Below are 26,958 nucleotides of genomic sequence, written 5' to 3'. Positions count from 1 at the left end.
TAGGTAATTAGTGGTATTTACCTTGAGTGTCCTAAAATTTCGTTATCCTTGAACCGTTTTGGTCAACAGTCTCCTAGGCGGCTACCGCGTGCCGGTAGAGGATTTGCCCGCCGGGCTAAAGGTGCGGGTGGTCTACCTGGTAGCCCCCAATACATACATACTGGCCCAGGTGTCTGCCGAAGTGCCTCCGGGGACTGTACCTCCCGCGCTCAAGTTTTCCGTGCTGCCGCGGGGCAACAAATTTTACCTTCTCGGCACCACTACCGCCGACCGCCTTTATCTTTACCATGAAGATGGCCGCCGGGAGAATGTGGCCCTGGCCGGTGGGGGTTATTTCAGCCATGAAATGAAAGGGGAGCCCGAGGAGAAGAATCTCCTGCTGGTGGCCCTGGACCGCCGTACCGGCGGGGTAACGGGCGGAAAAATTGACCTGGGGCCGGCCGGGGGCCTCCCCTTTTGGGACATCGAAGGGCACTGGGCGGCCGAGGACATCCGCGAACTGACCCGCCAGGGCTTGCTGGCGGGCTTTGAGGACGGGAGCTTCCGGCCGGACCTGCCCGTTACCAGGGTGGAATTTGTGGCCTTGCTGGTCCGCCTTGCCGGGTGGCCAACGCCCTCCGCCTCCACCCTACCCTTTGCCGGTGCCGCAGATGTTCCGGCCTGGGCCAGGGATGCGGTGGCTGCTGCCCGGGAGCGGGGGCTGGTGGCGGGCTTTGAGGACGGCACCTTCCGGGCCTCCCAACCCCTTACCCGGGCGGAAGCCGCTGCTTTTCTGGTGCGCTACCTGGGCGACCGCGCTCCTTCCCCGGCCTTAAGCCCGCCCTTCAAGGACTGGCCTGAAACACCCTCCTGGAGCCGGGAGGCAGTGGCCCGGGCCTACGCCGCCGGTCTTTTGCGCGGAGTGGCCCCGGATACCCTGGCACCCCTCTCTCACCTCACCCGCGCCCAAGCCGCCGCGGTTTTAAGGCGCCTTCTGGCCTTGTAGCGCAATTTATAAGAATGTTATAATGTAGAAAAACTCACCTTAAGGTGTAAGGCGGTGACTGTGGATGGCCATCAGGGAAATCGCGGCGACCGGCGATAAGAAGAGATATACCTATCGCGACTATCTAGAGCTGGGGGATGAGGGCCGCTACGAAATAATAGAGGGGGATCTGTATTTGACACCGTCACCGGGCTTCAAGCACCAGAACGTCGTGAGGAAACTGGCGAGATTATTAGCTGATTGGGTGGAAAGCCGAGACCTGGGCGTGGTTATAACCGCTCCGTTTGATGTGGTCCTCCAGGAGGAGACTATTTTGCAGCCGGACATTCTCTACCTGGCCAGAGAAACTTACCACCGCCTAACGGATTCTTGTTTAAAGGGACCGCCCGATTTAGTGGTTGAAGTAATTTCTCCTGCCTCAGCCCGGCAGGACCGTATCAAGAAAAGCCGCCTTTACCAGCAACACGGAGTGAAAGAATATTGGCTGGTGGAGCCCGAGGCCGCCACGGTCGAAATTTTCACCAATGCGGAAGACTGTTGGCACTTGACGGGGGCTTTCGGAAAAGAAGAGGTCTTAAGCTCACACCTTTTACCCGGCTTAGAGATAGATCTAAATACGATCTTTACCTATCCTCCGGGGCTCGAGCTGTAACTTGGGCCATCCTTTTTTAAAATTACGAGCTGGCGGGGGGATGACCGTGCAAGACATGCTGGAACTGATCCTGGCCAGGATCCGGGAAGCGGCCGATCCCGACAAAGTTATCCTTTTTGGCTCCCGCAGCCGGGGCGACCAGGACCCCAGCAGCGATTACGACCTCCTGGTCTTAAAGCGAGGTGTGAGCAACCGGCGGGCCCTGGCCCAGAAGATATATAGAAGCCTGGCCGGGCTCCCGGTATCGGTAGACATAATAGTGGAGACGCCGGAAGGGGTAGAAGAGTACCGCCATGTGGCGGGCTTTGTCTACCGGGAAGCTCTAAAGGGGATAGTGGTATATGAAAAGGGACAGGAAGGATAGAGCCTGGCAGGTATGGCTGGAGCGCGCCCGGAGCAACCTGGCCCGGGCTCGAATGGGACGCCAATCCGAGGACATACTCTACGAGGACCTCTGCTTCGACGCCCAGCAGGCGGCGGAGAAGGCCCTCAAAGGTTTGCTCATCTATCTCCGTATCGATTACCCCCGCACCCATTCCATCGGCCACCTTTTGAGCTTGTTAGAGCGCCGGGGTAAAATCGCCGTGCCCACCCATATTAGAGAGGCGGTGACCCTCACCGACTATGCCGTCACCACCCGTTATCCTGGCGATTGGGACCCGGTGGACGAGGAAGAATATCAGGAAGCCGTGCGCCTGGCGGAAGCTACCTATAATTGGGTTTTGGAGGAGATTGAAAGGAAAGAATCACAAAAAACCTATCAGGAGCTTCCTCTCCAACGATAGCTGCTTTCGGCAGAAAGGAGGAATGACAACTGGACCCCAAGCCTCGACCCAACCATGCAATTTATATAGAGGTTTTAAGAAAGATGAGCCCCGAACAGCGGTTGCTAAAGGCTTTCGAGCTATCGGCCTTAGGAAAGCAGCTTTTTTTACACGGTTTGCGGGAGAGATATCCTGAGCTTTCCGAAGAAGAAATTAAAACAATATACTTGGAGCGTATAAGTAAATGTCACAACAGAAATTACTAAAGAAAGTCATTGATACCCTTGAAAAAGCCGGTATTCAGTATATGCTAACCGGTTCACTAGCGTCCAGCCTTCAAGGTGAGCCCAGGTTAACCCATGACATTGATATAGTTGTTTCCATCCCCAAGGGTGCAATAAACAAACTTTTGGAAGCATTTCCTCCACCCCATTACCATCTCGATAAACAGAGCATTATATCTGCCCTTCAGGAAAAGAGCATGTTTAACTTAATTGACGTTCATGAAGGGGATAAAGTAGATTTTTGGATATTAACGGAGGAAGCTTTTGATCAATCTCGCTTTGCTCGACGGATTGCTACTGAGTTTATGGGGCTCAAGATATATGTCTCTTCTCCTGAAGATACTATTCTGGCAAAGCTAAGGTGGGCTAAACTAGCGGGTGGAAGCGAAAAACAATTAACTGATGCCCTGCGGGTATATGAAGTACAATTAGATAGATTGAATAAGGAATACCTCCAATATTGGGCTAAACAATTGAAGGTTGAAGATTTGTTAGAGGAAATCAGGAGAAGAAGCTGCATAAAATAAACCCCGTAACCCGCCAGACAACGGATTACGGGGCTTGGCTTTTCCCTCTAACTTTTCTCCAACCAGAGTATTACGACGTGCTCGCCTGCTTCCTTATCCCAGGTGGCTAGCTGTTTTTCCAGGAAGTTGGCCTGGGTGAGAAGCTGTTCCCTCTCGGCTGTCTCTTGGACCGCGTTGACTTTGGCCACTGCCTCCCGGTACTGCTCCAGGATGGCGCTGAACCGGGCTGTGATGTCCTCGCTTTCCTGCCGCTTATCCAACAAGGTGCCCAGGTTCACCAGCTTATCTACCAGGGCGGGGGCTGCCTCCGGTGCTACGGTAAACCTCACGGCTGCCCGCTGTTCAGTGCCTGTATTCTGCACTGCGAAGACCTGGGAGGTGGCCTTGACTGTCGCCCCTGCCTTAAGGGCCGCGGCCAGGGCCTGGTCTATGTCGCTGGCCGCTACGGTGAGGAAGGTGCTGGTGATCTTCCTCTCTTTGTTTAAGAAAGCTACGGGCGAAACGGGCTGGCTTTGAGCCACTGTAGTGGGCCGGGGAGAAGCCTCTCTTCCTGGCTGATTACCAGGAGAAGAGCTTTTGTCACCTGGCCTGGGAGAACCCCCCGTTTCCTTGCCTTCCTTCAGGGGAAGACTTTCTTTTTTATCTCCTGCGGGCGGGGCCTGGCCTTGCTCCCCTCCTATGACTGGTTGGCCCCCTGCGCCGTTATCTACTTTACGGTCCTCCATGGAGAGGCCGTTATCGGGATACGGACCAGAATCACCTGGCCCCGGTAATGCCTGCCCTGCCGGAGGCCCGGAGCTCAGAGCCGCCAGCCACCCGGCTGGCGTCCAGCCACGGGCTGCATAGGCTAAGGACCCGGCAGCCAGGGTGAGGGCTGCTGCGGCAGCGGCTACCCATCGCTTCCAGCCGGAAAGGCGTCGGCGGCGGTTTTCTATCTCCTCCAGCCGCACCATTATTCCTGCTGCCAGCCCGGCTGGAGCGGGAGGCGTCAGTCCCGGCAAGGAGCGTAAAGTCTCCAGCAGAGCCTTAAGCCCGGCGAGATCTTCCCGGCAGGCGAGACAAGAGTTTATATGGCCCAGGACTTCTGCCTCTTCGCCAGGGCTTAAAATTTTATCCAGATGTAAGGGAAAAAGCTCTCTTGCTTCCTGGCAGTTCATTTTTTTCACCTGCGTTACCTTTAAGCCTGGCCTGGCTAAAGGGGTTACCCTCCCGCCCTTTTTATCCAGGCACTTTTACCCTAACCCTTACGAGGTATGTATACATAGTATTCTTAAAGCCGCGTTTATTCCTCGCCCGGGTTCCTCCCCACCGGCACCTACGCCCCCGCCTTCCGGCTGCCAGGGGCCCTCTCTGCTTCTAATTGGGCCACCTTCTCCTTCAGGGCCTGGCGCGCCCGGCTCAGGCGGGATTTCACTGTGCCCAGGGAGCAACCCAGCACCCGAGCGATTTCCTCGTAATTCAATCCCTGGAACTCCCTCAACACCAGGACCGCCCTGAACTCGGGAGCCAGCTCTTCCAGGGCCTGCCTTATGTACAACTGCCTCTCCTTGGCATCCAGCACTTCCTGGGGGTCCGACCCCGCTGCCGCCAGTTCCCGGCTGACCTCTCCTTCCTCGGTAAGGAGGGGCTCATCCAGGGAATAAGCTATATTATCTTTTTTATTTTTACGCCGGGAATTGAGGTACACGTTCACCGTTATCCGGTGGAGCCAGGTACCCCAGTCCGCCTCAAAGCGAAACTTCTCCAGGTTTAAATACGCTCGTACGAAGACCTCCTGCGCCAGGTCCTGGGCGTCGGCATGATTCCCCGTCAACTGGTAGCTCAAAGCGTAAACCCTATCCTGGTACGCCAGAACTATCTTCTCGAACTCCTTTTTCTTATCACCAAGGTTCAAGACCAACACCCCTGGAGGCCCGGCACTTTCCCGGACACTTATTAGACAAAAAAAGACACCAGAAAGTTCCCGTCCGGCTGGCCAAAGTGAGAGAAAATTTTTGGAGCCATGACAAAAGATGCATTGCAAAGACAAGCGATTTTTATACAGCGTTGCCATAGCAAATACTGCACGTGGAAAGCCATACTTATTATGCCATAACACTGCATTTTATTCCACACCTGGGGCGATCTGTGCAACAATTTCCAGACACCCTAATTTCCAGATCTCCCTCCTCAAATTTTTTACTCCCGCCGGGAACTTTTGGCCGGGATCAAGTGTCTAATAAAGTGGGTTCACGAGGGAAAGCCCGCCAGTCCAGGTAGAGAGCTGCGCAGGTGCGCAAGATATACCTCCAATGGAGTCTCCTGCCTTGGCGGGGCTTCCCAGCAGACGCAGCACAAGTCGCAATACCATGATGCAGCAGAGAACGCGAAACCAGAGCAAAGGAGGGAAGAGAGGGCAAAGAATGGCGTGCCAGGCCAAGAGGAAGTGAGTCACCACAAACGGTGGTCATACCTTAAATGAGAGAAAACTCAAGGAGGGACAACATTTGAGGAAAGTACGTAAAAAATGGCTTTCCATCCTGCTCACGCTGGCCATGCTCGTGGGGTTGATGGTACCCTTTGCCGGGTCAGCGTTGGCGGATACGACGTATGGGACGTACAGTGGGGCTTACGTTTACATTGATGCCGATACCAACCAAGAAGCCGGTTACGCCCAAGTCGCTGAAAAGAATGACTGGGGTGCGACTGGTGCAGCTAACATTTATGCTACTGTTACGCTCCCGAGCGGAGTTACTTACAATACTACTGCTGAGAGCACTACTGTAGATCAGTACGTGTATATCAATGGTTCGCCGGCAGTCTCAAGTAATTTTTATAGTGCCTCGAAGAATTCAGTGACAGTTAAGCTAACTCCTCAAAGTGGCGCTTCAAACGATGCTATTAAGTTCTTATTTGATAGGGACAAGAAATCGAAACTCGACGTTGAATCTAGCTTTAGTGGCGATGTAAAGGTAACTATTGAGATTATGGGTGTCGACTCTGCAGGTAAAGTCCTGTGGGTAGAAAGCGAAAGTATAACTGTTGCGAAGGTAGTAGCTAAATCTGTTACTGTGACGGCCGACGATCCCAAAACGATCCAAGCCGGAAGTAACAAGGCTGCTGCCAACATTACTATTCAAGAGAGCAGAGCTAAGACACTCTCGGTGGGCGAAGTTGTGTACTTCCAGATTGAAACTGCTGATGTGAAGTTTGCATCGGCTCCACAAGTCGACTATAGCGCTGATATGAATGTAACCCAGAGCACTGTTCCAAGCGAAGGAACACGCCTATTCTATGTAACCATCACCGATGCCTCGGATGTCTTGCCCGGAAAGCTCACCTTAAAGCTTGACGTTGATCCCGGCAAGCTCCTCGTACCTCCGCCTGTAACGGGGGACATTCAGATTACGGTCTACAGCAAGAAGTCGGATGGCACCAATGGTAAGATTTCTAGCACGACGCTCACTGTGGCTAAAGTTGGTTCGGTGTCTGTCGCCGTAACTGATGCAAAGTACACAAGTGGTACTGTATATGCTGGCTATAAGGACGCCCAGACGGTGAAAGAGGGTAGCAACGCAGCAGAGTTCAAGCTGAAGGCGACTGGTGGCAATATAAGCAGCGGTAAAGTGGTAGTCGTCGAGCTGACGGCTGGTAAGTTTGGCAGCACGCCGTTTGCCGTTAAGGATAAAGATGGAAACCCCGTATCCGTTCCCATTAACACATTTAACGATGGTAAGAGTGCATGGTTTGAAACACCGAGCAACCAGAGTGAATTGAAACTAACAGATTTTAGCGTTGTAGTACCTGGTGATACTACAGCAGGCGATCTAACTGTAAAGGTAAGCGGTACTGCCGGGGCCAGCGGCGAGGTTGTGATTGGTAAGATCGCAAAACCGTTCTCCGTGACCGCCGATGCGCTTCAAATCCCGTACCTCGGCCAGGGCCAGGCGGCGGGGGGCATTGTGATTACGGAGGCTGCAGCCGGTAAGATCCTTGCTGGTAAGCTGTATCTCGAGCTCCCAGAGGGCATCACCTTCGATGGAAAACCTACTGTTAAGGTTACTGCTGGCAATATAGATGCCTCCAGGAATGATACGGAGACAGACTCCAATACCCTAGTTATCAATGTTAACGCCAAGAGCGGTATCACGAGCACGATCAAGATTTCGGGTATCAAATACAACGTTAGTCGATCTGCCCTTGAAGGCGATGTTGCCGTTAAGATATGGGGCGAGGATGCAACGAATAAGTGGGATGGTAAGACTATTGCTAAAGTAGCTAACGCCACCATCGTCTCCGCCACGAAGCGTACTGCCGTATTCACCCTGGGCAGCAGCGCCTACACGGTTAACGGCGTATCCTACACCATGGACGTAGCCGCGTATGAGAAGAACGGCCGGACCTACCTGCCCGTCCGTTACGTGGCCTACGCTCTGGGTGTGGATCCGGAGAACGTGTACTGGGACGCCGCTACCCAGACCGTGACCCTGCTCAAGGGCACCAACGCTGTCCAGCTTACCATCGGCAGCAACGTGCTGAAGCTTAACGGCATCAGCATCACCATGGACGTTGCTCCTGAGCTGGTGAGCGGCCGGACCATGCTGCCGTTCAGGTTCATCGCCCAGGCTCTGGGTGCGACCGTGAGCTGGGACGAGGCCACCAAGACGGTGACCATGAACCTGCAGTAAGGGTTTGATGTCTCTGGCCCGGGTTCCGTGAGGACCCGGGCCTTGCTCTCTTAAGGGGAAGAATGGTTTGAGGGAGCTGGAAGTGATGCTGTTATGTAGCAAATGGGTCAGTGCGAGAATACTGAGGTCAGGGGTGGTACGGAGGCTACTGGCTTGTAGTGTAGCTCTCCTATTGGCTATCCTTTTGGCTTTTCCCGCCTATGCGGGGGAGGGAGGGGAGCCTGACGCCCTGACTCTGGAGGAGGCCATAACGCACGCCCTGATCAATAGTAAGGACCTACAGCTGGCCAGAAACAACGTGGATCTGGCTAAGACGAAGAAAGATGAGACCTGGGATATGTATAATGCCGTGCTCATAAACACGCACATTCGAGGTACGGATATGTACGTTAGCGTGCCCAGCGGGCAGGACCCCACGGGGGCGGTTTTTAAAACCGATTACGACTGGCGGGTGGCCCAAAAGGATTATGAAACTAAGGTGGCCAGCCTGGTGGCCAGTGTGTACCAGAAATACTCCGCCGCTCTGCTGGCCGGGAAGCAGGTGGAGGTGGCTAGGCTCAACGTAGCCCTGAGGGAGAGGGAGCTTTACGAAGCGGAGGCCAGACTGCGGGCCGGAGCGGAGAGCAGTTTCGCGGTGGTACAAAAGCGTTCGGCCCTGGCCTCGGCGCGGGCGGAGTTAGGACGGGCGGAGGAGCAGTTGAGCAAAGCCTACGCCGACCTAGGTGATCTCCTGGGCCTGCCTAAGGGGTCCAGACCCGTTCTTACTACCCAGGTGTCCTTCAACCCTATGGTGGTGGAGGATCTGGACCGGGAGATCAAGAATATCATCGAGTCGAGCCCCCAGCTCTGGAAGGCGCAGGAGACCGTGAAGTTGCAGAAGAACATCTACGGCATGGTGAATTCCTATGATGTGGACAGGATCAATCTCAAAAACGCCCAACTGGGCGTGGAGATGACTCGTGACCAGCTGTACCTGGGCCTGGTTAGCGCTTACGCTAACGTGAAGTCTATAGAAGAGGACTACAAGAAGGCTCAGGAGTCCCTGCGGGCCGCGCAGGAGGCCCTGCGTATCGCTTTACTGCGCTATGACCTGGGCATGGCCACCCGGGCGGAAGTGATGAGCGCCGAGGCCGCTGTAGCTGGTGCGGAGGCCCAACTGGCTGCCCTCGCCTGGCAGCACGCTATGGCGGTTAAGGCTTTTTACGAGCCGTGGGCCTGGTCGGGTAGCGGCTCTGCTGCTTCCTCAGGCGGTAGTTCCACCGGCCAGGGAACAAGCAGGTAGCCGGAAGAGCCCGGGAATGGCCGGTGCAAGATAATATAGGGAAGACCAGGATAAAGAAGCCTCGCTTCGTCATGTTGCAGGAGCGAGGCCTCTTTTTTGGGGGTCTATTATGAGTGAAGTGCACGGTCTAATGTCCTGGGCGTTCCCGGCGAATACGCGTGAAAGGGCAGTCTAATATTTCATTTGATGCAGATATTAGGGGTGCGATATACTTAGAAGTGCAGGAAGAGATATTGAGGGAAAATTGAAATAGATTCATTTGAACGCGAAGACAACTGAGCTATTCGGGCTAGGTTGCAGAAAGGGTGAAAAGAATGGCAGCAGTCGAACCCCTTTATGACAAACGCTATCAATGCCTCTACTGCGGCCGGCAGTTTACCAATAAAAAATTGCGCGTTAATTATGCACGCCAGGTAAAAGTGGACAGCGATTTTTGTACCTACTTTGAGGGTGAGAACCCCTATTTTTATGACGTGGCTGTGTGCCCTCACTGTGGCTATGCTTTTACGGCAAATTTTGGGCCGGTAAAAAAAGAGCGGCGGCCGCTGATCGAGGATCAGTACATAGCTAAAATCGTTTATAAAGATTATACAGGTAGGCGAGACCTGGAAACGGCTATAAAGGTATATAAGCTGGCCTATCTTACCGGCAGCCTGAACCTGGAAAAGAGCTCGGTAATGGCGGGTTTATGCCTGCGCCTGGCCTGGTTCTATCGGTACAGAAACGAATTAGAATCAGAGCAAAAATACCTCCGCTACGCCAGCCGGCTATATCAGGAAGCCTACTTCCACGAAGCCCCACAAGGGAGACAGGCTAACCTCTGGATGTACCTTATCGGTGAACTGGAAGGCCGGTTGGGAAATTACCTGGGAGCCCGCCAGTGGCTGGGAAAACTGATCTCTGTCCGCAACCTGGAACCTTATTTGCGAAACATGCTCCAGGACAGGTGGGAGTATTATAGGGAACGGTTAAAGAATGTGGAGGCGGCAGACGGTCCCCAGTAACCCGTACCCTCCCGCTTTACCAGCATTACTTTGCGCCACTTACTGGGTGGTCTGCAAAAGCGGGCTTCTACGTTTGCTTCGGTCAAGAGGTCCAGGGAGGCTCCGATTTCGGCAAAACTTATAACTAGTATTTCAGGAGTTATATTTTGTTGAACAAGCACCGTTTACAGAAACCCAGGATCGCAAGCCATAGTGAAAAATCCAGCTGGGCTTAAATGAATTGAGGGGGCTGTTGCCCCCTCGCGCTAACTCCACCACTTGCGAGGCTTTGCGGGTGGGACCATGTAAGTAAGCCGGCTGTGTTTTACCCCCATAGCGATGTAACTTTCCATCACTTTCACGGCTGCGAAAGCAGGGTCGATAATCGGTACATCATATCCCGCTTCTTTTAATCTGTTATGGAGGTTTTTCGCCATTCCCATCATTGCAGTACATCCCAGAATGAGCACGTGGGCTCTGTCCTTTATAATCGCCTCAAGGCTCTCCTGGTAAAGGGCATCTTCCAGCTTGGTACGGTCCCCTAACTCTAAAACCGGAATATTGACGTAACGAATGGAAACCAGTCTATTCATCAAGCCCAATTTCCTTGTCAAGTCTTCAATCATGGGTAGCACGTTAGGTAAAACAGTGACTATCCCCAGGTGTTGTCCCAACCCCGCTGCCAACAGCATGGCTGGCTCGAATCCGCCGCATACAGGTATATCTACCACCTCCCGGGCAGCCTTGACTTCCGGGTCACCAAAGCAATCTATAATCACTCCGTCAAACCCTTCTTCGGCAGCTTTTTTGTGCATTTAGAGTTTCGGCAAGACGAGCAACCTCTCGCTGGGTGGATTTTTGGGCAGCCATTAGCTCTGCTTGAGCTTCAGCTAGCCTCGCCAGGGCTTTGTCCAGGCGCGCGGTTTCCTATCGAGTTTCCTTTTGCGCCTTAGCCAGATCGGCCAGGATAGTGGCTACTTTAGCAAGACGCTTGTCAACAAGGTTAGACCAATCTTCCACGGTCTTTTTTAGGGCGGTGAAGTCGTCATGGGTGATCCTTATTTCCTTTATGCGCTCATCTACAATTTGGATGATAGCTCGATACAGTTTCAGGAGTAATTCCATAAAATTCCATGCTCATGTTACGCCACTCCTATAAGTCATCCTATCATTAAGGGATATGATGCGTAATTAGAATTTTACCCTTCGCGGCGGTGGCTTGAAGGGTTGCTCGGCGATACCTATTATCTCCATGATGTAGATCCTCGCGGAGCCTAGCCTCCTTTTCCTGTCGGGTGATCCCATGTTAAGGCTAAGAGATCCGCAACTCACCCTGTGGGATGCGCTGTTGCTCTCTGACGTGATAGAACCCAATCCAAGGGCCATTTCATTTTTAACAGCAGAATTCGGGAGGAAAATCCAGGTTGCTGGCGAATTTATAGAATTGAACATATAAATCAGACTTAAGAAGGTCTGATGACAAAAAAGGAGGGGTTAACGCCGATGCTTAAAAGATCTATCCTATCAATTTTTATTGCCGTTTTCCTTGTTGGCCTGTTGGCCCTAGGCGGCTGTGGACAGCAGAAGGCACCCGAGCAGCCTTCACAGAAATCTGAAAGCGCTCAAAAAGAGTCCGAGAAACCCAAGAAATTAAAGGTAGCCTTAGTGCTTCCCGGCCCTATCAATGATAATGGCTGGAATGCCACGGCCTACGAAGGGCTGAAAGCTATGGAGAAAGAGCTGGGCGTAGAAGTTGCCTATACCGAAAATGTGAGCCAGTCGGATCAGGAAGAAATCATGCGCGGATACGCCCAGCAGGGATATGACATAATTATTGCTCATGGCTTTCAGTTTGCGGGTGCGGCCCAGAAAGTGGCACCTCAATTTTCCAAGTCTATTTTTGTAATTAATAACGGCAGCGTGGCCAAGGATAATGTTTGCTCCCTGGTAGTGGACAACTATCAGATAGGTTTCCTTCAGGGCGCCATCGCCGCCATCCTGACCAAAACCAATAAAGTCGCTGCCATCGGCGGGGAGGAAATGCCTCCTATCCGCGAGACGCTGGACGGCTTTGTCGAGGGAGCCAAGTATATCAACCCGAATATAGACGTAAAAACGGCCATGACCGGGAGCTTTACTGATGTGGCCAAGATGAAAGAAATGACTTTGAGCCTTATCAACCAGGGTTGCGATGTAGTTATGGGCGATGCTAACCAGGCCAGTCTGGGGGCCATACAGGCGGCCCAAGAGAAAAACGTCCTGGCTATAGGATATGGAGCTGATCTAAATAACGTAGCCCCTGACACCGTGGTGACCAGCGTAGTGCAGAGCTGGTCCAAAGCCATGATAGCTTTCGGCAAGATTGTACAAGAGGGCAAGTACGAACCCAAGGTTTACTATATGGGCGTCAAAGAAGGCGCTATATATCTGGCTCCCTTCCATGGCTTTGAAAGCAAGCTCTCGGCAGAGGTTAAGGACAAGATTAATAAGGTGGTAGAGGACGTTAAAAGTGGCAAGGTGGAAATGAAGCGTAAGAAATAGGGAATAAAAAGTCCTTGACTATTATTAAGGCCCGCCTGCTGTGAATTCTAAGACCCGAGGCGGGCTGTCACTTTTCTGTGTTGTATGTTTTTTATTTTGGGGTATTGTCCTTTTATAATTTGCGCTCTGCATTCCGCTCTTGTGCACCTAGAAAGGTGCATCCACTACCGACTGGAGGAAAAGGGATATTTCTTCCGCAACTTGCAAGTAGAAAGAGGTGTAAAAAGGGATGGAGGTAAGATGCAGTTGGCCCGGGCGGCTTACGAAGCTTTAGGCTTGTGCGTTTTTTTGCTGTCGGCCACGGGAGCTTATCCCGAAAAGGTATGCAACCTGCTCAATGCCTATTATGGGACGGAATTGGGGCCTTCTTATCTTACGGCACTGGGTGCCGAGGTGGTGGCTGCAGAGCTGGCTTTCAATAAAGCCGCTGGATTACCGGAAATAGAAGAGTTGCCCCAGTTCATGCAGGAAGAGGAGCTGGGCCCCTACGGTCTGAAGTGGGACATTCACCAGGAAGAACTTGAGGATTTCTGGCGCAAGCTTTGAGGAGGCGAAAGAATTGATGGTCGAATGCTTTTTTCTGCCCACTCGTATTTATTTTGGGCCTGCCGCCCGGAAAGGTTTAGCTTACTTTTTGCGGGCGGAAGATAAGATTTTAGTTATTACGGATAAGGGTTTGGTAGAGAGCGGAATCGTCTCAAAAATAGAAGAAGTACTGGCCCCAGTAGGCAGCAGGTGGGAAATCTACAGCGACATAATCCCCAATCCCCGGGCGGCTACGGTGGAAGAGGCCCTACTGGCTGCGAGGGAGAAGAGGGTTACGGCTATCATAGCCCTGGGCGGCGGCAGTCCTTTGGATGTGGCTAAGGTGGTGAGCGTCCTTCTCACCAATGGGGGTGGGTTGGAAGAATACCAGTGGGAGGGAAGGCCTTTTACCGTGCCGGGGGTGCCCCTGTACGCCCTGCCCACTACCGCGGGTACGGGCAGCGAGGTAACCCGGACGGCGGTGATAGTCGATCGTAATATGAAGAAAGGTATAATCAGCCCTTTCCTCTTGCCGGTAGCTGCTTTTGTAGACCCAGAGCTCATGCTGACTTTACCTCCCTTCCTTACGGCCATTACCGGAATGGATGCTTTGACTCATGCCATCGAAGCCATGGTGGCCAGGAAGAGCAATCCTATGACCGATGCTTGGGCCGCGGAGGCCATAAGGCTGCTCGGCCGGTGGCTGCGCAGGGCTTTTGCTGCAGGAGATGACGTGGAAGCCAGGGAGAAAGTAGCTCTGGCCAGCACCATGGCGGGAGCGGCAATGGATCAAGCTGGTCTAGGTATCGTACACGCTCTTGCCGGTCCTTTGAGCAGCCATTATGATATTCCTCATGGCCTGGCCAATGCAGTACTGCTCGCCTGGGGTATGGAATATAACCTGGTTGCAGTACCCCAAAAATATGCTTTTATAGCCAGCCTTTTGGGCAGAAGCGCCCAAGGGCGGATATGGGTGAGAGCTAAGGAAGCCATAACAGCTGTGCGCGAACTTTTGGCAGATTTGGAATTACCCTCTACTCTATCGAGCTATGTTAGACCGAAACCGGATTTACCCCAATTGGCCGAAGAGGCGGCTCGTATGCCCCTGGCTTCTGCCAATCCGCGCTCTGTTTCTGTATCAGCCTGCGAGGCTATTCTGAGGAGTGCTTGCGGTTAGGTAGTGGACAAGGCACAATATTCAGACCAAAAATACCCTTGACTCTTGGTGAATAAGGGTATATAATTATATCAACTAAAAAAAGATATTCCCAGGTACAATGAGGTACCAAAAGTAAGCTGCGGCGCTGGTAGGGAAACCCTGAACAGCGCCTTTTGTTTTGTGTATCCGGCATGGGCGAAGGTTTAAGGGTGAAAGTCCCGAGCGACGAAGAGCGCAGTAGTCGTTAGCTTAAGGCGAGGGCGCCCATTGTGAGGTGGGGTCTTAAGGAAGGCGGCGGAAACTTAAGGCCCGACGAACAGGAGCCGCACAGAAGGCTAGCGGTAGTTGGAGGACATTACGAAACAAAGCGAAGTCCTTTAACGTGCCGCTGCTAAGAGTATATACGGCAGGTAGACGGAGGGAAAGCCAGTGCTTGGCTAATATATTTTGAGCACCCTATAGGCCCTGGATGAGTGGATTATTGCCGCCAAAAAAGTACATTACCAGAAGGAAAGATTAAGAATGCGTCGAATATATTCTGATGTAACTGAGTTACGCGGACTGTTTTCAACATAAGGAAGAGAGTTACGCGATGGCAGGTTGACAGGCACTACAGAGAGGTGCTACCCCGAAAGCTTATGGGGAGGCGATATACCTATACAGGTGGCTGGACTAATGAATTTATATGTTACGCGCAGGCTGGCCCTTCTTTTGGAGGAACTGCCGCCGGCCGAGAGGGCAGTGGCGGATATAATTCTCAGGGATATAAAAGATAGTGTACGCTTTTCCATTTCAGAGCTGGCTTTATATGCGAGAACAAGTAAGACGACTGTCCTTAGACTGTGCCGCCGTTTGGGTTTCAAGAGCTTCAAAGACCTCCGGCTGGCCCTGGCTAGGGAGGCGGATGATTTCCATGAAAGCCTGGACTTGTCTATTATTACCGAAGAAGACGATGTTGCAACTCTGGTGGCCAAGGTACGGAAGTTGCACACTGACGCCATAAATACCGCTTTAGCCAGTGTGGACCCGGTGGAGTTGGAACAAGTTGCGAGGGTCCTGTTGGACGCCAGGAATATCCGCCTTTTCGCTTGTGGGGGTGCCACGGTTACGGCGGTAGATGTCCACCATAAGCTTTTAAGGCTAGGCCTGCCCACCTATCTATCCGCAGACCAGAGGGAACAGAAGATGCTGGCCGGTATCGCCCGGCCTGGGGAGGTGGTATGGGGGTTTTCCTTTTCGGGCTCGGGAAGCAGTATTTTAGAAGCCCTCCACATAGCTAGGAGCAATGGCGCCACAGTGATCTCCCTTACCAATAATCGCGATTCTCCCGTTGCTAAGATAAGTGATTTTAAACTATTTGGAGTAACCAACTATCTTTCCCATTTTACGGGCACCCTTGAATTCCGTATTTCCCAGTTGAGTATAATCGATAGCCTATTCCTGGTCATGCTTAAACTCGGTTTGCCTCAGGTATATGAACCCCTCCAGAAAACCCAGGAGATCATCGAAGCTGATTTAGTGAAGAAGGGCAAGAGAGGGTGAGCTGGCGCCTTCAGGCCCTGGGTATAAAAATTCCTTACCAGTTTTTCCTCATGCTGCCCTATATTTTGACCATCCTGGTCCTGGCGGGCGTGGTGGGTAGGACCGTGCCGCCGGCCGCCATGGGCAAACCTTACGGCAAGGAGGGCAAATAGCTTAGCAGAAATTGTATTCAATATCGAGGCCCTGGCTTACCGGCCTGCTTTTACTAAGATTATGCTAACTTGAGGGGGACTGAAGCGGTGGACTTGAGGGAATTCATAGAGGTACTTAAGCAAAAGGGACAACTGGTGGAAATTACTCGCCCGGTAAGCCTTATTTATGAACTGGCAAATGTTATCAATACCATGCTTCAGGAAGGCACAGCCGTAGGCCTGTTTAAGAATATTGATCACCCCTCGGGTATACCGGTGGTGGGTGGGCTTCTGGGCCATGTGGAAAGGATCGCGCTGGCCCTGGAATGCTCTGTGGAGGAAATCAACGGCCAAATAGAGAAAGCCTTGAACAGCCTGGTAGACCCGGTAATAGTGGAGAAACCCCTCTTCAAGGAAAATGAATTTAAAGGGAGCGAGATCGATTTAACCCGGCAGATCCCCATCCCCTACCATAACCCGGGTGACGGCGGGCCTTATATTACCGCTGGGATCGCTATATCCAGGGACCCAGTAACAGGCCGGCAAAACTATTCTTATAACCGACTCCACTTGAAGGAACCGCGCAAGCTGGCCATAATGATGAACGAGTGGCGGCATATAGCGTGGTTTTATCGCGAGGCAGAAAGGCGCAACGAACCCCTGCCCATAGCCATTGCCATAGGGGTGGATCCGGCGGTGGAAATAGCGGCAGGCTTCCGGATTGAAGAGGACGAAATAAAGCTGGCCGGGGCCCTGCGCGGCCGGCCCATGCAATTGGGCCGGTGCTCGACGGTGGACCTGTACGTTCCCCAGGAGGCAGAAATAGTCATCGAAGGACATATATTGCCCCATTATCGTGAGGATGAGGGTCCGCTGGCAGAATTTACCGGACATTTCGGGGAAGTCTACCGGCACCCTGTAGTGGAAGTAACGGCCCTTTGCTACCGCAATAATCCTATATATCGCACTATTATCCCCGGTTCCTTTGAGCACGTCTATATAGGCAACGTGTTACCGCGGGAGCCCATGCTTATGCGCTTTGCTAAGCATGTATCCCCCAACGTAAGAGGAGTACACCTTTTACCGTGCACCGGTGGGTTTATGGCAGTTATTGCCCTGGACAAACAAAATCAGGGCGAACCCAAGAATGTGGCCCTGGCCGCCCTTATGACCCACGTGAATATTAAAATGGCCCTGGTGGTAGATACTGATGTAAATATCTATGACTCCAATGAGCTTCTCTGGGCCCTGGCCACCAGGGTAGATGCGGCCCGCGACATTTTTACCGTACCTCATGCTCAGGGCATGGAAAACGATCCTACTACCGGTCCGGACGGGACGCACACCAAGATCGGCATAGACGCCACCCTGGATTTGTCTCTGCGTAAGGACTACAAGCGGGTCGTATACCCCAGAGTGAATTTAAAGGAATATATGGGCTAAAAATTAGGAGCCTACCGGCTCCACTTCCTCAGCATGCTGAGCTGTACGATTTGGGGATTAAAAATAATGGTGTTAAAGCATATTCTCCTGTCAAAAATGTCGAAGAATAACTCTTCCCAGGATATGACCGGCTGTACTTCCGTTAAGGCGAAAGCTTCTACCAGTTGGGCATCGGCCAGCAACGGTTGAAAAGTTAAGATCGAATGGGACACTTCAGCATTACAGCAGGTCTGTAAGACTTCCACTATGGTAGAGGCTGCCGGAAGCTTTCTTATATCTTTGACCACATAAGCCTTGGGTATTCGGATGGTTATAAAGACGGCCACCCGCGAGTCTGCCAAGTACAATCTGGTAAAAGTATATAAGCGTCCTGTGGTAGTGGGGAGCTTTAATTTTTCGGCGATATATTCCGTCATCTCTTCTTCCCGAAAATCCCGGTGTTCCAAAGCCACGCTGTAGCCGCTGGCCCGGAGCAGCCCCGCGATGTCTGAAATAAGGTCTATGCGCATTCTGTTTTCCAGGGCGCTCGGATGGACAAAGTTGCCCACGCCGTGCTTTTTGGACACTACACCTTCCCGCGCCAATATCATGAGGGCCTCTCTTATAGTGGCCCGGCTGATACCCAGTTTCTCCGCCAGTTCGTCTTCGGGGGGCAACCTGTTTTCGGGAAACTCGCCGTTGCGGATCATTTGTATGATCGCTTCTTTGGCCTTCATATAAAGGGGAGTCAACTGCAATTTGTACATCGTTTACTTTGCTCCTCGGATTTTGAAATTATATTAAGTATTTCATTCGCTAAAATTGGATTTAGTTCCTGCTTCTAGTCTGAATAAGTGAACGTAAAAATATTTCAGGGAAGAGGTAGGAGTTCATGAAGTCTTATCGAATTATAATAAAAACATAAAGCCATATTTAAATCAATTCCAATTAATTAAGATGGGGGGAAATTACATTGCAGACCGATCTAAAGGGTAAACACTTGATCACCTTGCAGGAGTGGACCAAGGAAGAAATCGAGACCCTGTTGGATCTCTCCTTCGAGCTTAAACGCCGTAAGACGCTCAGGGAGAAACACCACCTTTTAGAGGACCGCACCTTCTATATGCTCTTTTTTGAGGAGTCTACCCGGACCCGCAACGCCTTTGAAACCGGTATGACCCAGCTGGGAGGGCATGCCGTCTATCTCACTCCCAAAATGACTCAGATCGATCACGGAGAGACCGCCAAAGATACGGTGGAGGTTTTGAGCCGCTTCGGCGACGGCATTGGAGTGCGCAACTGCACTTACAAAGTGGGTAATGCCTACATGCGCGAGCTGGCCAGGTGGTCCAAGATTCCTGTGATCAATATGCAATGCGACTTGTGCCACCCGACTCAGGCCCTGGCCGATCTTATGACTATCCGGGAAAAATTCGGCCACAACCTCCGGGGTCTTAAGTTCGTCATTTCCTGGACCTACGCGCCCAAATATATCCGGCCCCTATCCATGCCCCAGTCCCTGATCTTGCTCATGCCCCGCTTCGGCATGGATGTTACCCTGGCCCACCCGCCGGAGTTCCATCTCCTGCCGGAAATTGTGGAACAGGCCAAGAAGAATGCCGCAGAAGCAGGGGTCAAGTTTGAAATTGTACACGACATGGACGAGGCCTGCAAGGACGCCCATGTAGTGTATGCCAAGAGCTGGGGCCCCATCGCCTACACGGGCAGCGATACCGAAGGCGCCGAGCTTATAGAGAAGTACAAGGACTGGGTTTGCAACGGCCGCAGGATGGGCCTGGCCAGGCCGGAGGCCATCTACATGCACTGCATGCCCGCCGACCGTGGTATAGAGGTTACCGAAGACGTTATCGACGGCCCGCAGTCTGTAATCTATGACGAGGCCGAAAACCGCCTCCACACCATCAAAGCTATTTTAGCTGCGACTATTAGGTAAAATGGAAAAGCCGGGAGGAAAGGTTGCCTTCCATTTCTCTGAGGAAGGCAGCCTCTTCTACACTAGATTTTTTAAGGAAGTGAAAGACGATGGATTTGCTCATTCGGCAGGCCAGGCTCATGGACGGCTCTACCCAAGACATAGCGATAAAAGGTGGAAAAATCCTTCAAGTGGGTGAAGCCTTGCCTTATACTTCACGGGAAACCATAGAAGTTAATGGGAAGCTCGCGATCCCCGCTTTTGTGGATGCTCATACCCACCTGGAGAAGGCTATGGTGGGTGTAACCGGCGGGGCCTCCTCCCTGGAAGAAGCCATCCTGGCCTTTGCGGCTATGTATAAAAGTTTAAGCAAAGACAACGTAAAGGCCAGGGCCAAACGGGTGCTGGAAATGGCCATCGCCAACGGTACTGGGACTATGCGCAGCCATGTAACTGTAGTGCCGGAGATCGGGCTTACTGCTCTGGAGGCCTTGCTCGAACTAAAAGAAGCCTACGCAGGATTAATAGAACTGCAGCTCGTAGCCATGCCTGCCGGAGTGGGATATGTATTGGATCGAGAAACCCTGGAGCTGCTGGAGGAGGCTGCGCGCCTGGGAGTTACTGCTCTGGGCGGTGCTCCCCACTTGGCCCAAGATCCTTTTGAGGTAATCGACAAGACCTTAGACCTGGCCGAGAAATATGAGTTGCCCCTGGACTTTCATGTGGATGAGAGCGACGAACCTGATGTTCGTACCCTGGAGTACTTGGCCGAGATGACTTTAAAGAGGGGCTTGGTAGGCCGGGTGGTGGCCGGGCATTGCTGTGCGCTGGCGGCAGTACCGGATAAGGTGGCAGCCCGGGTTATAGACAAGGTAAAAGAGGCAGGAATTAGTGTTATAACCCTGCCCTCCTGCAACCTGTACCTCATGGGCCGCAAAGACAAGCAGCCCATCCGCCGGGGAGTTACCAGAGTGAAGGAGTTGCTGGCGGCAGGCGTAAACGTAGCTTACGCTTCCGACAACATCCGGGACCCCTTCCGTCCCTTCGGCAACGCCGATATGCTGGAGGAAGCCCTGATCACCGCCCAGGTCTTACAGATGGGGTTACCCCACGAGCTGGACGTGGTTTTGCGTATGGGCACTTATCAAGCGGCTACCGCAGTTGGGCTGGGTCAAACTTACGGCCTCCGGCCGGGGGCCCAGGCCGACCTGGTGATTCTGGAGGCGGAGACCCCCTCCGAGGCTATTATCAGCCAGGCTACTAAACTGTATGTTATAAAGAGGGGCAGAGTGGTGGCCCGGAACTTTAAGTGTATCGAAAGGTATTATGTGGTTTAATAAGGTGTTACTTGGTGCGCCATGCCTGCTTAAGACAAGCTTCTCCCCGTTTTAAAAATTTAAGATTCGGCAGGATTTTATTAAATAGCGTTGAATACTAATAATATATAATAAACATGACCTTAATTAAACAGTGGTGATATTTCATGACAGTAGATATGTTGCACAAATTTGTGGCTGGCCTGGAGGAGGAGTTAGTTAGTTTTTTAAGGGAATTCATTGCTATTCCCAGTATCTCCGGCCGGGAAAAAGAGGCGGCCGATTTCCTGGCAACGGGGATGGACAAGTTGGGATTTGACGAAGTATTTAGGGATTCCATGGGCAATGTGGCCGGCCGTTTGGGGCGCGGCAAGATCATAATCCTTTATGATGCCCATATGGATACTGTAGAAGCCGGAGACCCGGCTGAGTGGGGTTTTGATCCCTTTAAAGGCAAATACGAAAAGGGAATAGTTTATGGCCGCGGCGCCAGCGATGATAAAGGGTGTCTGGCCACTATGGTTTTCGCCGGAAAAGTCATAAAGGAGTTGGGCCTGCTGGATGATTTCGCCCTTTACGTCGTGGGCGTGGTAGGAGAAGAGATAGCCGAAGGCAGGGCCATAAAAAACTTCCTGGAGGAGACCAAAGTTAACCCCGACTATGCGGTCATCGGCGAAGCCAGCAATTTGCGTTTATGCCGGGGCCACCGGGGAAGGGCTATTATCAAGGTTACGGTACCCGGCAAGGAGGGGCATGCCAGCGTGCCGGAACGGGCCGATAACGCCCTGTACAAGGCAGCGGCCATTGTCCGGGAAGTAGAGCGGCTACCGGAAAAATTTGTAATTGACCCCTTCCTGGGGCGGGGCAGCATTGCCGCTACTAAACTGGAGTGCAAGACGCCTTCTCTAAACACCATACCCGGGGAGTGCATCATTTACCTAGACCGCAGGTTGACTTTAGGGGAGACCAAAGAGAGATGCCTGGAAGAAGTAAAGGAAATCGCCGACCCCTTTGGTGCTCAAGTGGAGATATTGCACTGCGAAGAGCCGGGCTATACAGGAAAACCCATCGGGGGAGAAGAATACTTCCCTGCCTGGAGTTTGCGGGAAGATCACCCTCTGGTACAGGTAGCCCGGGATACCTTCAGGCAGGTTTTAGGCCGGGAGCCTGTAGTTGGCCGCTGGGACTTCAGCACGGACGGGACTTATACGGCTGGAATAGCCGGTATTCCCACCCTGGGCTTTGGACCGGGCTCGGAAGAATATCCACATACTTTGAGAGATCAGATCTCCGTAGGACAGATGCTTGAAGCTTTAAAGTTTTATGCTTATCTGCCCCTGATGCTCGCCCACTATAGAAGTAAGAAGGAGGGTTAGGCTCTTGACTGTAAGGCTCCTGGGGCTTTCGGGCAGCCCCCGCAAGGGCGCCACAGAGTACATTGTGGAAGAGGCGCTTAAAACCGCCAGGGAAGCCTTTCCGGAAATTGAAACGGAAATTATGATCCTGCGCGGCAAGAAAGTTGCACCCTGTAACGGATGTAATTATTGCCGGAGGAATAAGACCCGCTGCTGTATCGAGGATGATATGCAGGAGCTGTTTGAACGCTTTATAGCGGCGGATGCTTACTTGGTGGCCTCACCGGTCTATGTAATGGGCCCCACCCCCCAGCTGGCGGCCTTTTTCAGCCGCCTGAGGCCGGTACACCACGTTTTCCCGGGTCTCCTGCGCAATAAGGTGGGCGGAGCCATAGCCGTGGGAGGCACCAGAAACGGCGGCCAGGAAATAACCGTTAACGCCATAATCAATTACCTTTTGACGCGCGGCCTGGTAGTGGTGGGCGGAGAAATCGGCGGCTACGCCGGAGGCAAAGTGTGGTCCCAGGACCGGGGAGCCGACGGCGCGGGTGAGGATACCGTAGGCATGGAGACGGTAAAAGGGCTGGCGCGCAAACTGGCGGAAGTAGCCGTGATCATGAAAGAAGGCAAGCGAGCATTGGGAATCAAGGATTAGAAAAGCAGGAGGATAATATATGGCGGAACTAGCAGTAAATTTCCTGGGAAAAGTGCTGCGCAACCCCTTCATCCTGGGAGCCGGCCCCTTGACCTACAGCGGGGAAGCCCTCATATCCGCCTGGGAAGCCGGCGTGGGAGCCGTGGTCACCAAAACCTTGAGGAAAGAGCCGGCGGATAATCCTTATCCCCATATGGTGGACATAGGGCACGGCACTCTGATCAATGCCGAAAAATGGGCTGATTTGACGGCCGAACAGTGGATAGAAAAAGAAATTCCCCTGGCTAAAAAGCACGGCGTGGTGGTTATTGCCTCCGTGGGACATACCCCGGAGGAAGCGGAAGAGCTGGTCAAAAGAGTAGAGGACGCCGGCGCCGATTTTATCGAGCTCGTCTCTTACGAGGAGACGACCATAGTGCCCATGATTGAAAAGACCAAGGAATTAGTCAGCATTCCTGTAATCGCTAAGCTCTCCCCCAATTGGCCCAATGCAGCTCAAATTGCCGCCAGGTGCCTCCAGGCAGGGGCGGACGCTCTGACCGCTATAGATTCTTACGGGCCGGTTCTGCGTATAGATGTGCGGACCGCCCGGCCCCTTCTGGGTGGCCCTTACGGCTTCGGCTGGCTCAGCGGGTCGGCTCTAAAGCCCATCGCTTTACGCCTGGTGGCCGAGATTTGCCTGGCCAATCCGGGGGCCAAAGTGATAGGCATGGGAGGAGTAACGAGCGGCGAAGACGCCCTGGAGATGCTTTTGTGCGGGGCCAGCCTGGTGGGAATTTGCTCGGTGGCTATCACCCGGGGGTTGAAAGTAGTGGAAACTTTATCTCAAGAGCTGGCTTCTCTTTTTGAAGAGTTAAATTATCCTTCGGTAGAGGAAGCTGCGGGTCGAAGCCTGCCGTACCTGGTGCCGGAAGAGCAGAAGGAAAAGCTCCGCTTCCGGTATGATCCTGAAAGATGCAATAATTGCCAGTTGTGTGTGACCCGTTGCCCCTACAGGGCTCGCCGCCTGATAGACAAAAACATGTACCTGGACGAGAAGGAATGCAGGAATTGCGGTTATTGTATCTCCATATGCAGGCGCGGCGCTTTAACTTCCGACCGCCTGCGCGGTTGGGCTTGAGAGTTTAGAGGGGTGAAAGCATGGCTTACCTGTTGGAAATGCGGGATATAGTTAAAGATTTTGGGTCCCTCAGGGCCAATGATCATGTTAACCTCCAGGTGGAAGAAGGGGAGATCCACGCCCTTTTGGGGGAGAACGGAGCCGGGAAAACGACCCTTATGAACATCCTTTACGGGCTGTACCAGCCCACCTCCGGAACTATTCTGTTCCGGGGCCAACCCGTTAAAATAGCTTCACCCAAAGATGCCATAAGTTTGGGCATAGGTATGGTCCACCAGCACTTCATGCTGGTCCCGGCGCTGACGGTAGTTGAGAATATAATCCTGGGCATGCCGCGTCCTTGGGGCGTAATAGATTTAAAAGCTGCTGCCAAGGAGATCGAGGAAATATCCCGGAGTTATGGTTACGAACTAGACCCCTTTGCTAAGGTATGGCAGTTGTCGGTAGGGGAACAGCAGCGGGTAGAAATTATAAAAGCCCTGTACCGGGGGGCTAAGCTCCTCATTCTGGATGAGCCCACGGCCGTGCTCACCCCTCAGGAAGTGCGAGAGCTTTTCCGGGTGTTGCGCCGGCTGGCCGCTGAGAAATACACCATCATCTTTATCTCTCACAAACTTAACGAGGTAATGGAACTGTGCAGCCGGGTGACCGTCTTGAGGCTGGGCAAAGTGGTGGGAACTGTTCAGGCTTGCGATACCACCAAAGAGGAGCTGGCGCGGATGATGGTGGGGAGAGAAGTCTTCTTTAAGCTGGATAAGAAACCCCCTCGCCTGGGCGAGGTGGTCCTGGAGTTGGATAAGGTGGAAGCCCTGGATGACAAGGGCCTGAAAGCTCTGAAGAACTTGAGCTTGCAAGTCCGGGCAGGCGAGATTTTGGGCATAGCCGGAGTGGACGGAAATGGCCAGAGCGAGCTGGCGGAAGTGATTACCGGGATGCGGCAGCCGGTAGCGGGCCGCATAAGGATTAAGGGCCAGGATGTCACCGGCCAGGGATCACGCTTGGTCACTGAGCAAAAAGTGGCTCATATCCCCCAGGATAGGCAGGTTCAGGGCCTGGTAATGGATATGACAATAAAGGAAAACCTCATCTTACGGCAATATTACCGCGCTCCTTTCTCCCAGGGGGTGTTCTTGAAGTGGCCGGCCATCAAAGAAAATGCCAAGAAGCTGATAAAAGAATATGATATACGAGCTCTGCATGAGGATACACCAGTTAAAACCCTTTCCGGCGGTAATCAGCAGAAGGTGGTGCTGGCCAGGGAAGTATCTCCGCAGCCTGACCTGATTGTTGCTATGCATCCCACCAGGGGTTTAGATGTAGGAGCAACAGAATATGTGCACCGGCGCCTGCTGGCCGAGCGGGACCGGGGCAGCGCCGTGCTCCTGATCTCCACCGAACTGGAAGAAATTTTAAACTTAAGCGACCGGATTGCAGTTATATACGAAGGAGAGATTATGGGCATAGTTTCGGCGGAAAAGGCGAACATAGAAGAGCTGGGACTTATGATGGCCGGAAGCAAACGCCTCAAGGCGTCCTAGAGGGCTAGGCCGGGTCGCCCCGGAGCCAGGCCCAAAGAGGGCCGGTATGCCGCTAACTTCTTCCGTGCTCCCTGGATAACCTGCTGGGGAGGATCAAAGAGCAGAAATGGCCAGGTGATGGCAGAGCGGGCAGGGAAACTCGTAGTACCGAGAAGGGTGTGGAGACTGTGATCGATTACTTGCTCCTCAATGCAACTGTAGTGACTTTGAATTCCAGGCGCAAGATCTATTCTGAGGGGGCAGTGGCCGTACAGGGAGAGCGCATTGCAGCTGTGGGCCCTAAAGACGAAATTCTCTACCGGTTCGGTACAGCCAAGCAGGTTTTGGACCTAACTGGCAAAGCCGTTTTTCCGGGCCTCATAAATACCCACAACCACCTTTTCCAGACGCTTATCAAGGGCCTGGGAGACGATAGGGTGCTTTCGGACTGGTTAAAATACGTTACTTTTCCCACCTCTGCGTATCTGGAACCGGAGGATACCTATCACGCTGCCCTACTCGGCTGCTTAGACGGCTTGCATAGCGGCACCACCACCATGGTGGATTACATGTATCCCCATCCCCGGCCCGGGCTATCCGATGGGATTCTGGAAGCTTTCCGCACCGTGGGTATCCGGGGGGTCTTCGGCCGCGGCTGCATGAATACGGGAGAGAAGTACGGCGTACCGTCGGCCATCATGCAGGGCCCGGTAGAACTGGAAACGGATTTCCGGCGCCTTTGCCGGCAGTACCAGGATGACCTGACCAAGATATGGCTGGCTCCGGCTGCAGCCTGGTCCAACGACAAAGAAATGCTCCTTAAGATTAAGGAGTTGGCGCGGGAATACGATACAGGCACCATGATTCACATTTCTGAAACGCCCTTTGATCGCGAGGCCACCGAAGACCTGCACGGCATCCCTGATGTAGATCTAATGGTGGAACTGGGGATGATGGGGCCCCGGCTGCTCATGGTCCACTGTGTGCATTTGACAGCCCGTGATATTCGTATAGCCAAGCATTTTGATGCCCGGGTATCTTATAACCCTATCAGCAATATGTATCTCTGCTCGGGCGTAGCGCCCGTACCGCGGTTGGTAGAAGCGGGTGTTACGGTAAGCCTGGCTACCGACGGGGCGGGCAGCAATAACAGCAATGACATGCTGGAGACTCTTAAGATCGCTGCCTTGTTACAAAAAGTCCATCACCTGGACCCCACGGTGATTACGGCGGAAAAGGTCCTGGAGATGGCTACGATAGATGCGGCCAGGGCTCTGGGCCTAGAGAATGAGATCGGTTCTCTGGAAGTGGGCAAGAAGGCGGATCTTTTCGTCTTTAATCCCCTAGGCGCTGCCAAAGCTGTACCTATGCATCATCCCGTTTCCGCTCTGGTTTATTCTTCTACCCAGGCCAATGTAGAGATGGTTATGGTAAACGGTCAAATAGTGCTTTCCGGCGGCAGGGTGCAGACGGTTAATGAAGACACGATTTTGCCGGAGGCCCACCGGGCAGCCGTTAAGCTCGCCGAGCGGGCCGGGATATTGCGGGTGCTGCGGGAACGCGGGTGGCGTTCCTTGGCCTTTTAGACTTGTGATTTT

26 protein-coding genes are annotated in these 26,958 nt (G+C 52.9%); 21 read left to right on the top strand and 5 right to left on the bottom strand.

All coding sequences use genetic code 11. From position 1 onward, the window contains the following. The first annotated feature begins 88 nt into the window (after positions 1–88). The 5 genes from AC1BI1_RS09860 (at position 89) to AC1BI1_RS09840 (ending at position 3,212) form a co-directional block, all read left to right on the top strand. Positions 89–985, top strand: coding sequence for an S-layer homology domain-containing protein (locus AC1BI1_RS09860; protein WP_476717117.1), 897 nt, complete (start codon positions 89–91; stop codon positions 983–985). A 64-nt stretch (positions 986–1,049) separates the two neighbouring features. Further along, a complete protein-coding gene (locus tag AC1BI1_RS09855) occupies positions 1,050–1,637 on the top strand; it encodes a Uma2 family endonuclease (RefSeq protein ID WP_476717116.1) in 588 nt (195 codons plus the stop codon). 40 nt (positions 1,638–1,677) lie between these two features. After that, the gene (locus AC1BI1_RS09850) at positions 1,678–2,001 is read left to right on the top strand and encodes a nucleotidyltransferase domain-containing protein (RefSeq protein WP_476717115.1); all 324 of its coding nucleotides are present in this window, start codon (positions 1,678–1,680) and stop codon (positions 1,999–2,001) included. Next, positions 1,979–2,422, top strand: a complete 444-nt coding sequence (locus AC1BI1_RS09845) for a HEPN domain-containing protein (RefSeq protein ID WP_476717114.1) — start codon at positions 1,979–1,981, stop codon at positions 2,420–2,422. Before AC1BI1_RS09850 ends, AC1BI1_RS09845 begins: the two co-directional genes overlap by 23 nt. Positions 2,423–2,645: 223 nt before the next feature. Continuing rightward, complete coding sequence (locus AC1BI1_RS09840) at positions 2,646–3,212, top strand: nucleotidyltransferase domain-containing protein (RefSeq protein ID WP_476717113.1); 567 nt, start codon at positions 2,646–2,648, stop codon at positions 3,210–3,212. 47 nt (positions 3,213–3,259) lie between these two features. Here AC1BI1_RS09840 and AC1BI1_RS09835 read toward each other — a convergent pair whose 3' ends face one another. Next, complete coding sequence (locus AC1BI1_RS09835; protein ID WP_476717112.1) at positions 3,260–4,369, bottom strand: anti-sigma factor family protein; 1,110 nt, start codon at positions 4,367–4,369, stop codon at positions 3,260–3,262. Positions 4,370–4,527: 158 nt separating this feature from the next. After that, a complete protein-coding gene (locus AC1BI1_RS09830; RefSeq protein WP_476717111.1) occupies positions 4,528–5,106 on the bottom strand; it encodes a sigma-70 family RNA polymerase sigma factor in 579 nt (192 codons plus the stop codon). Positions 5,107–5,698: 592 nt separating this feature from the next. Here AC1BI1_RS09830 and AC1BI1_RS09825 point away from each other — a divergent pair. From AC1BI1_RS09825 to AC1BI1_RS09815, 3 genes are all read left to right on the top strand, one after another. Continuing rightward, positions 5,699–7,879, top strand: a complete 2,181-nt coding sequence (locus tag AC1BI1_RS09825) for a copper amine oxidase N-terminal domain-containing protein (RefSeq protein ID WP_476717110.1) — start codon at positions 5,699–5,701, stop codon at positions 7,877–7,879. A 67-nt stretch (positions 7,880–7,946) separates the two neighbouring features. After that, complete coding sequence (locus AC1BI1_RS09820; protein ID WP_476717109.1) at positions 7,947–9,161, top strand: TolC family protein; 1,215 nt, start codon at positions 7,947–7,949, stop codon at positions 9,159–9,161. 314 nt (positions 9,162–9,475) lie between these two features. After that, on the top strand, positions 9,476–10,165 hold the full coding sequence (locus AC1BI1_RS09815) for a DUF2225 domain-containing protein (protein WP_476717108.1): 690 nt from the start codon (positions 9,476–9,478) through the stop codon (positions 10,163–10,165). A 245-nt stretch (positions 10,166–10,410) separates the two neighbouring features. Here the strand turns inward: AC1BI1_RS09815 and AC1BI1_RS09810 are convergent, their stop codons facing one another. Continuing rightward, positions 10,411–10,959 (bottom strand): aspartate/glutamate racemase family protein, encoded by a 549-nt coding sequence (locus AC1BI1_RS09810; RefSeq protein ID WP_476717107.1) that lies wholly within the window; start codon positions 10,957–10,959, stop codon positions 10,411–10,413. Between the two features lie 112 nt (positions 10,960–11,071). Continuing rightward, positions 11,072–11,269, bottom strand: coding sequence for a hypothetical protein (locus AC1BI1_RS09805; protein ID WP_476717106.1), 198 nt, complete (start codon positions 11,267–11,269; stop codon positions 11,072–11,074). 378 nt (positions 11,270–11,647) lie between these two features. Here AC1BI1_RS09805 and AC1BI1_RS09800 point away from each other — a divergent pair, with 378 nt between their 5' ends. The 6 genes from AC1BI1_RS09800 (at position 11,648) to AC1BI1_RS09775 (ending at position 17,485) form a co-directional block, all read left to right on the top strand. Then, positions 11,648–12,685, top strand: a complete 1,038-nt coding sequence (locus AC1BI1_RS09800) for a BMP family protein (protein WP_476717105.1) — start codon at positions 11,648–11,650, stop codon at positions 12,683–12,685. Positions 12,686–12,826: 141 nt separating this feature from the next. After that, complete coding sequence (locus AC1BI1_RS09795; RefSeq protein ID WP_476717104.1) at positions 12,827–13,231, top strand: aldehyde ferredoxin oxidoreductase C-terminal domain-containing protein; 405 nt, start codon at positions 12,827–12,829, stop codon at positions 13,229–13,231. Between the two features lie 16 nt (positions 13,232–13,247). Beyond that, on the top strand, positions 13,248–14,387 hold the full coding sequence (locus AC1BI1_RS09790) for an iron-containing alcohol dehydrogenase family protein (RefSeq protein ID WP_476717122.1): 1,140 nt from the start codon (positions 13,248–13,250) through the stop codon (positions 14,385–14,387). 657 nt (positions 14,388–15,044) lie between these two features. Further along, positions 15,045–15,911: a MurR/RpiR family transcriptional regulator gene (locus AC1BI1_RS09785; RefSeq protein ID WP_476717103.1), complete on the top strand. Its 867-nt coding sequence runs from the start codon at positions 15,045–15,047 to the stop codon at positions 15,909–15,911. Beyond that, complete coding sequence (locus tag AC1BI1_RS09780; RefSeq protein WP_476717102.1) at positions 15,908–16,063, top strand: hypothetical protein; 156 nt, start codon at positions 15,908–15,910, stop codon at positions 16,061–16,063. The genes AC1BI1_RS09785 and AC1BI1_RS09780 overlap by 4 nt, the downstream gene beginning before the upstream one ends. 87 nt (positions 16,064–16,150) lie before the next feature. Continuing rightward, complete coding sequence (locus AC1BI1_RS09775) at positions 16,151–17,485, top strand: UbiD family decarboxylase (RefSeq protein ID WP_476717101.1); 1,335 nt, start codon at positions 16,151–16,153, stop codon at positions 17,483–17,485. Between the two features lie 11 nt (positions 17,486–17,496). On the opposite strand, the gene AC1BI1_RS09770 is transcribed toward AC1BI1_RS09775, so the two are convergent. Continuing rightward, positions 17,497–18,231 carry a GntR family transcriptional regulator gene (locus AC1BI1_RS09770; RefSeq protein WP_476717100.1) on the bottom strand — a complete coding sequence of 245 codons (735 nt, stop codon included), beginning with the start codon at positions 18,229–18,231 and terminating at the stop codon, positions 17,497–17,499. A gap of 206 nt (positions 18,232–18,437) precedes the next feature. Between AC1BI1_RS09770 and argF the strand changes: the two genes are divergently transcribed. The 7 genes from argF (at position 18,438) to AC1BI1_RS09735 (ending at position 26,946) form a co-directional block, all read left to right on the top strand. Then, positions 18,438–19,418, top strand: a complete 981-nt coding sequence (argF, locus tag AC1BI1_RS09765; protein WP_476717099.1) for an ornithine carbamoyltransferase — start codon at positions 18,438–18,440, stop codon at positions 19,416–19,418. A gap of 89 nt (positions 19,419–19,507) precedes the next feature. After that, positions 19,508–20,734 (top strand): amidohydrolase family protein, encoded by a 1,227-nt coding sequence (locus AC1BI1_RS09760; RefSeq protein ID WP_476717098.1) that lies wholly within the window; start codon positions 19,508–19,510, stop codon positions 20,732–20,734. 146 nt (positions 20,735–20,880) lie between these two features. Further along, positions 20,881–22,089, top strand: a complete 1,209-nt coding sequence (locus AC1BI1_RS09755; protein WP_476717097.1) for a YgeY family selenium metabolism-linked hydrolase — start codon at positions 20,881–20,883, stop codon at positions 22,087–22,089. Between the two features lie 4 nt (positions 22,090–22,093). Then, complete coding sequence (locus tag AC1BI1_RS09750; RefSeq protein ID WP_476717096.1) at positions 22,094–22,723, top strand: flavodoxin family protein; 630 nt, start codon at positions 22,094–22,096, stop codon at positions 22,721–22,723. 19 nt (positions 22,724–22,742) lie between these two features. Continuing rightward, positions 22,743–23,843, top strand: coding sequence for a 4Fe-4S binding protein (locus tag AC1BI1_RS09745; protein WP_476717095.1), 1,101 nt, complete (start codon positions 22,743–22,745; stop codon positions 23,841–23,843). 20 nt (positions 23,844–23,863) lie between these two features. After that, positions 23,864–25,381, top strand: a complete 1,518-nt coding sequence (locus AC1BI1_RS09740) for an ABC transporter ATP-binding protein (RefSeq protein WP_476717094.1) — start codon at positions 23,864–23,866, stop codon at positions 25,379–25,381. Between the two features lie 167 nt (positions 25,382–25,548). After that, a complete protein-coding gene (locus AC1BI1_RS09735) occupies positions 25,549–26,946 on the top strand; it encodes an amidohydrolase family protein (RefSeq protein ID WP_476717093.1) in 1,398 nt (465 codons plus the stop codon). Positions 26,947–26,958 lie beyond the last annotated feature (12 nt).

The sequence above is a fragment of the Thermanaeromonas sp. DSM 22490 genome (genome assembly GCF_056378755.1).
Note: the sequence above shows the minus strand (reverse complement) of the source record. Positions and strands in the feature narration are given on the sequence as shown.

What these genes read in the sequence shown, in the direction of transcription:
- AC1BI1_RS09745 (WP_476717095.1), top strand. Translation starts at nt 22,743, where the DNA reads ATGGCGGAACTAGCAGTAAATTTCCTGGGAAAAGTGCTGCGCAACCCC.
- AC1BI1_RS09740 (WP_476717094.1), top strand. Translation starts at nt 23,864, where the DNA reads ATGGCTTACCTGTTGGAAATGCGGGATATAGTTAAAGATTTTGGGTCC.
- AC1BI1_RS09800 (WP_476717105.1), top strand. Translation starts at nt 11,648, where the DNA reads ATGCTTAAAAGATCTATCCTATCAATTTTTATTGCCGTTTTCCTTGTT.
- AC1BI1_RS09755 (WP_476717097.1), top strand. Translation starts at nt 20,881, where the DNA reads ATGACAGTAGATATGTTGCACAAATTTGTGGCTGGCCTGGAGGAGGAG.
- AC1BI1_RS09840 (WP_476717113.1), top strand. Translation starts at nt 2,646, where the DNA reads ATGTCACAACAGAAATTACTAAAGAAAGTCATTGATACCCTTGAAAAA.
- AC1BI1_RS09815 (WP_476717108.1), top strand. Translation starts at nt 9,476, where the DNA reads ATGGCAGCAGTCGAACCCCTTTATGACAAACGCTATCAATGCCTCTAC.
- AC1BI1_RS09805 (WP_476717106.1), bottom strand. Translation starts at nt 11,269, where the DNA reads ATGGAATTACTCCTGAAACTGTATCGAGCTATCATCCAAATTGTAGAT.
- AC1BI1_RS09850 (WP_476717115.1), top strand. Translation starts at nt 1,678, where the DNA reads ATGACCGTGCAAGACATGCTGGAACTGATCCTGGCCAGGATCCGGGAA.
- AC1BI1_RS09835 (WP_476717112.1), bottom strand. Translation starts at nt 4,369, where the DNA reads ATGAACTGCCAGGAAGCAAGAGAGCTTTTTCCCTTACATCTGGATAAA.
- AC1BI1_RS09785 (WP_476717103.1), top strand. Translation starts at nt 15,045, where the DNA reads ATGAATTTATATGTTACGCGCAGGCTGGCCCTTCTTTTGGAGGAACTG.
- AC1BI1_RS09770 (WP_476717100.1), bottom strand. Translation starts at nt 18,231, where the DNA reads ATGTACAAATTGCAGTTGACTCCCCTTTATATGAAGGCCAAAGAAGCG.
- AC1BI1_RS09855 (WP_476717116.1), top strand. Translation starts at nt 1,050, where the DNA reads ATGGCCATCAGGGAAATCGCGGCGACCGGCGATAAGAAGAGATATACC.
- AC1BI1_RS09790 (WP_476717122.1), top strand. Translation starts at nt 13,248, where the DNA reads ATGGTCGAATGCTTTTTTCTGCCCACTCGTATTTATTTTGGGCCTGCC.
- AC1BI1_RS09845 (WP_476717114.1), top strand. Translation starts at nt 1,979, where the DNA reads ATGAAAAGGGACAGGAAGGATAGAGCCTGGCAGGTATGGCTGGAGCGC.
- AC1BI1_RS09760 (WP_476717098.1), top strand. Translation starts at nt 19,508, where the DNA reads ATGGATTTGCTCATTCGGCAGGCCAGGCTCATGGACGGCTCTACCCAA.
- AC1BI1_RS09810 (WP_476717107.1), bottom strand. Translation starts at nt 10,959, where the DNA reads ATGCACAAAAAAGCTGCCGAAGAAGGGTTTGACGGAGTGATTATAGAT.